Here is a 4,187-nt window from a genome sequence, read left to right as displayed (position 1 = left end):
CGTGGGCTTCGACAGAGCAGGGGATCGCGTCATCTTCATGCGCGCCGGTTACCCGCATGAGTGCGCCCAGCCTACTGAACAATACCGGCGAAAGTTTAAGAGGGTCTTATGAGCGTTAAGTTATCCGCATACGTCTGGGATGGTTGCGCTGCTGCCGGTTTAAAAATATCGGCGGTTGCCATTATGGCGCGCCTCGCTGACTTCAGTTCTGACGAAGGCCTGTGCTGGCCGTCGATCACCACCATTGCCCGCCAGCTGGGTGCCGGTGAAAGCACTGTGCGCACTACGTTGGGCAAACTTGAGGCTGACGGCTGGATCACAAGCACCCCGCGCCGCAAGGGAAACCGAAACACATCGAACATGTACCAGCTGAATATTGCAAAGCTTCGTGCTGCCGCTGAACCGTCAGATTCTGACGCATCAAAATCTGACACCTCAAAATCTGACCGGTCAAAATCCGACGCATCAAAATCGAACACGAATACCGGTTTTCACCCGCCAGAATCTGGGGGGGATCCGTTAGTAAATTCAAAACAAGATCCATCAGATAATAAAACCTCTTGTCAGCCTGCTGCGCAGACCGACGCCGAAGTTGAAATTACTGATCAAGCTAAACAGGCCCTGAAGCACCTGAACCTAATCACCGGTTCCCGTTATCAGCCCGCTAATAGCTCATTGGAAAATATGCGTGCCCGTCTCCGTGAAGGTCACACGCTGGAAGAACTGCAACTGGTAATCGAATACAAGCAGGTTCACTGGGGCGACTCCCCAAAAATGGCTGAATATCTGCGCCCGGCAACTCTGTTCCAGCCAGCCAAATTTGAAGGTTACCTGCTCAGCGCGACCAAATGGGCAAAGAGCGGACGTCCGATCTGTGTGAATGGCAAGTGGACTGCTGACGGTGAAGTTGAAGTCGATACGGCTGAGCGCGATGCGGCATATCGCCGGTTCATCAGCGGTGTTGCGGCGACCAAAGCACCGAGCGCGCTGGAAAAAACGGTTTGTGCCGAGGCCAGCAAAGCCAACATCCGAAGTATGCGCGCCGACTTCGCCATATCGCAGTGGGCCAAGATTTGGAAAGACTGCGCCCAGCGCCAGCATGGAGTGATAACAGCATGAATATTCGATATGGGTCTGTATGCAGTGGCATAGAAGCAGCAAGCTGCGCGTGGGAGTCGCTAGGATGGCAGCCCGCATGGTTTTCTGAGATTGAACCATTCCCGTCAGCAGTACTTGCACACCACTGGCCGGAAGTCGCCAACCTTGGTGATATGACCAAAATCGCCGCTGCAATCTCTTCGGGAGATGTTGAGGCGCCAGACGTACTTGTCGGCGGTACACCATGCCAGGCCTTCAGCGTAGCCGGACTACGTGCAGGACTTGAAGATGCCCGCGGGCAGTTAACCCTTTCATATGTGGAATTAGCCAATGCCATTGACAGCAAGCGTCGCGAAAACGGACAACAGCCCGCAATCATCGTCTGGGAAAACGTGCCCGGAGTCCTCTCCAGTAAAGATAATGCCTTCGGGTGCTTTTTGGGAGCACTTGCCGGCGAAAGCTGTGAGTTGCAGCCAGCAGGGGGAAAATGGTCGTACGCAGGTTGTGTGTCTGGACCAGAAAGGACTATTGCCTGGCGAACCCTTGATGCTCAATTTTTCGGAGTGGCACAACGCCGCAGACGTGTGTTCGTTGTCGCAAGTGCTCGAAACGAGTTTGATCCCAGAGAAGTTCTATTTGAGTCAGAAGGCGTGCGAAGGGATATTGCGCCGAGCCGAGAAGCGCGGTCGATCACTGCCGCCCTTACTGCAACAGGCGTTGGTACGTGTGGCGCAGACGACAACCAAGCACAAGCTGGTCATTTAGTAGCGGGAACTTTGCTGAACAATGGCAAGGCTGCTGGTTCAGCCACTCAGCAAGACGCAGAGAACGGACTTCTCGTTACTGAAACTTATAGTTCCAATGGTCACGCTTCTTTTACGGAAGGAATCGGCCCGTTGCGGGCGAAGTCAGGCGCGGATCATGAATCACTTACTGTTACAGCATTCAACTGGCAGGCCGGTGGAAACACTTCAGCAACGCTTGGCGCTGACGAGCACGTAACCGGCGCATTGCAGTGCAATCAAACGCCAGCGATCGCTTTCAGTTCAAAAGACTACGGCGGCGATGCAACTTTCGAGCTCTCGCCCACACTGAGAGCTGGCAACACTGACACCAGCCATATGAGCGGCGGTCAGCCACCAGCTGTCGCCTACGGTATTCCGGGCAACTGGATTGGCAGAAGTCCAGAGAACGGCGGTAACTCTGTCGAGCCGTTGCGTAATATGTCGCCTTGCCTGACATCAACGGATCGCCATGCGGTATCTCTGGAACCAATGGCCGTTCGCCGCCTCACACCTCGGGAGTGCGAGCGTTTACAGGGTATGCCGGATGACCACACCCTCATCCCTTACGGTAAGGCCATTCGCCCTGAAAAACTTGCGGAGGATTACGCGAAGTATCTGATGCGTGGCGGCCGCATGAAAACTCTCGAAGAATGCTGCACTGCGGCGTCCGACTCGAATCGCTATAAAGCCATCGGAAACAGCATGGCTGTGCCGGTAATGGCATGGATAGGAACCCGTATTGATATGGCGATAAATATAAGCGTTGAGTCCATAGAAAAAATCGTAACTGAAGAAGTTAGCGAAATAGCCGAGTCGGATTCAACCGCGCTGAGTAACAAATATGTGCTGGCGTTGCATGAGTTGCGTGATAAGCCAGCCCATAAATTGAAAGAGGTTGGCGATCAATGGCGCACGCCGGACTCACTTTTCTGGGGTATCAATGCCATGTTCGGCCCGTTGGTTCTCGATCTCTTTACCGATGGTGAAAACAGCAAATGCCCGGCTTTCTATACCGCCGAAGACAATGCGATCACTCAGGATTGGTCCGCTCGCTTAAGTGAATTGAATGGTGCTGCATTTGCTAATCCCCCTTACTCCCGCGCCAGCAAACACGATGGTCAATACATTACCGGCATGAGCCATATCATCAATCATGCATTCCAGATGCGTGAGCTGGGTGGCCGCTACGTGTTCTTGATTAAAGCTGCAACGTCAGAAACATGGTGGCCGGAAGGCGCGGATCACGTGTCATTTGTTCGCGGGCGTATTGGATTTGATGCCCCGTCTTGGTTTGTTCCGGCAGACAAAGACCAGGTCCCGACCGGTGCTTTCTTTGCTGGCGCGATCGTCGTTTTTGATAAGACATGGCGTGGACCGGCAATCAGTTATGTCAGCAGAGAACAGCTGCTGGCGCAGGGGGAGGCATTCCTTGAGCAAATCCGCTGGCAGGCGGCGCGCCTTAACAATTCAACGTCGGAGGTGGCTGCGTGAACGAACTTCAAAAAATCTGGCTCAATGCTTACAACGGCTGGCTGATGGCGGTCTCCCCTTCGGGGGAGCTGCATCCCACTGATTACACCGCGGCGCGTGAACATGCTGATGCGGTGCTGAGCAGTCTGGAAAAAGCAGGGGAGGTGCAACCGTGAAATTGGCAACCGTAAACATAAACAATTACGTAAAAGTAAAACTGAACGAATTTGGCCTGTCTGTCATGAAGTCCAATCGTGAAGAACTTCAGCGAATGGCGCCAAGCCTGCCTGACTTTACACCACCATCTACTGATTCCGATGGTTATTCAAAATTTCAGCTTTGGTCACTCATGGAGACTTTCGGCCCGATTATTCATCTGGGTTGTGAGCTTCCATTTGATAGCGAAATCCTGTTTACGTGCGAGTCGGTTACCGAGGTGGATGAATGATCCTGACGTTGCCATTCCCGCCAAGCGTCAACGGCTACTGGCGCTCCACCAGAAAGGGCGTGCTGATCAGCGAGCGCGGGCGGATCTTCCGGTCAAACGCGCTGGCAGCGATTTATCAGCAGTTGCGCAGCCGCCCGACGGCACTACTCACCGAACTGGATGTGCGCCTGGTTTTATACCCACCAACCAGGGCGAAACGAGATTTAGATAATTTCCAGAAGGCGCTGTTTGATGGCCTGACCCACGCGGGGATCTGGAAGGACGACAGTCAGATAAAACGAATGACGGTCGAGTGGGGACCAGTTACCAAAGATGGGAAGGCAGAAATAACGATTACTGATTTCAAACCCGCCGGTGTGCAGCCGGCTTAACGTGTGGAGTGATTA

Annotated in this window: 6 protein-coding genes; all 6 read left to right on the top strand. The window is 53.6% G+C overall.

All coding sequences use genetic code 11. From position 1 onward, the window contains the following. Positions 1-37 precede the first annotated feature (37 nt). From J8X26_RS25625 to J8X26_RS25595, 6 genes are read left to right on the top strand one after another with little or no spacing between them, the layout of a single operon-like run. Positions 38-112: a DUF4222 domain-containing protein gene (locus tag J8X26_RS25625; protein WP_244370863.1), complete on the top strand. Its 75-nt coding sequence runs from the start codon at positions 38-40 to the stop codon at positions 110-112. Then, entirely contained in the window at positions 109-1,119 is a 1,011-nt protein-coding gene (locus J8X26_RS25620) for a conserved phage C-terminal domain-containing protein (RefSeq protein ID WP_208952386.1), read from the top strand. Before J8X26_RS25625 ends, J8X26_RS25620 begins: the two co-directional genes overlap by 4 nt. Positions 1,120-1,121: 2 nt before the next feature. Beyond that, positions 1,122-3,374 (top strand): phage N-6-adenine-methyltransferase, encoded by a 2,253-nt coding sequence (locus tag J8X26_RS25615; RefSeq protein WP_307803516.1) that lies wholly within the window; start codon positions 1,122-1,124, stop codon positions 3,372-3,374. After that, positions 3,371-3,529, top strand: a complete 159-nt coding sequence (locus J8X26_RS25605; RefSeq protein ID WP_208952385.1) for a hypothetical protein — start codon at positions 3,371-3,373, stop codon at positions 3,527-3,529. The genes J8X26_RS25615 and J8X26_RS25605 overlap by 4 nt, the downstream gene beginning before the upstream one ends. Then, positions 3,526-3,801 (top strand): hypothetical protein, encoded by a 276-nt coding sequence (locus tag J8X26_RS25600; protein WP_208952384.1) that lies wholly within the window; start codon positions 3,526-3,528, stop codon positions 3,799-3,801. The genes J8X26_RS25605 and J8X26_RS25600 overlap by 4 nt, the downstream gene beginning before the upstream one ends. Continuing rightward, positions 3,798-4,172, top strand: coding sequence for a RusA family crossover junction endodeoxyribonuclease (locus tag J8X26_RS25595; RefSeq protein ID WP_208952383.1), 375 nt, complete (start codon positions 3,798-3,800; stop codon positions 4,170-4,172). The genes J8X26_RS25600 and J8X26_RS25595 overlap by 4 nt, the downstream gene beginning before the upstream one ends. Positions 4,173-4,187 lie beyond the last annotated feature (15 nt).

It is taken from the genome of Rahnella sp. ChDrAdgB13 (assembly GCF_017655185.1).
GTDB lineage: Bacteria > Pseudomonadota > Gammaproteobacteria > Enterobacterales > Enterobacteriaceae > Rahnella > Rahnella contaminans.
This window is presented reverse-complemented; position numbering and strand designations above follow the sequence as displayed.

What these genes read in the sequence shown, in the direction of transcription:
- J8X26_RS25620 (WP_208952386.1), top strand. Translation starts at nt 109, where the DNA reads ATGAGCGTTAAGTTATCCGCATACGTCTGGGATGGTTGCGCTGCTGCC.
- J8X26_RS25595 (WP_208952383.1), top strand. Translation starts at nt 3,798, where the DNA reads ATGATCCTGACGTTGCCATTCCCGCCAAGCGTCAACGGCTACTGGCGC.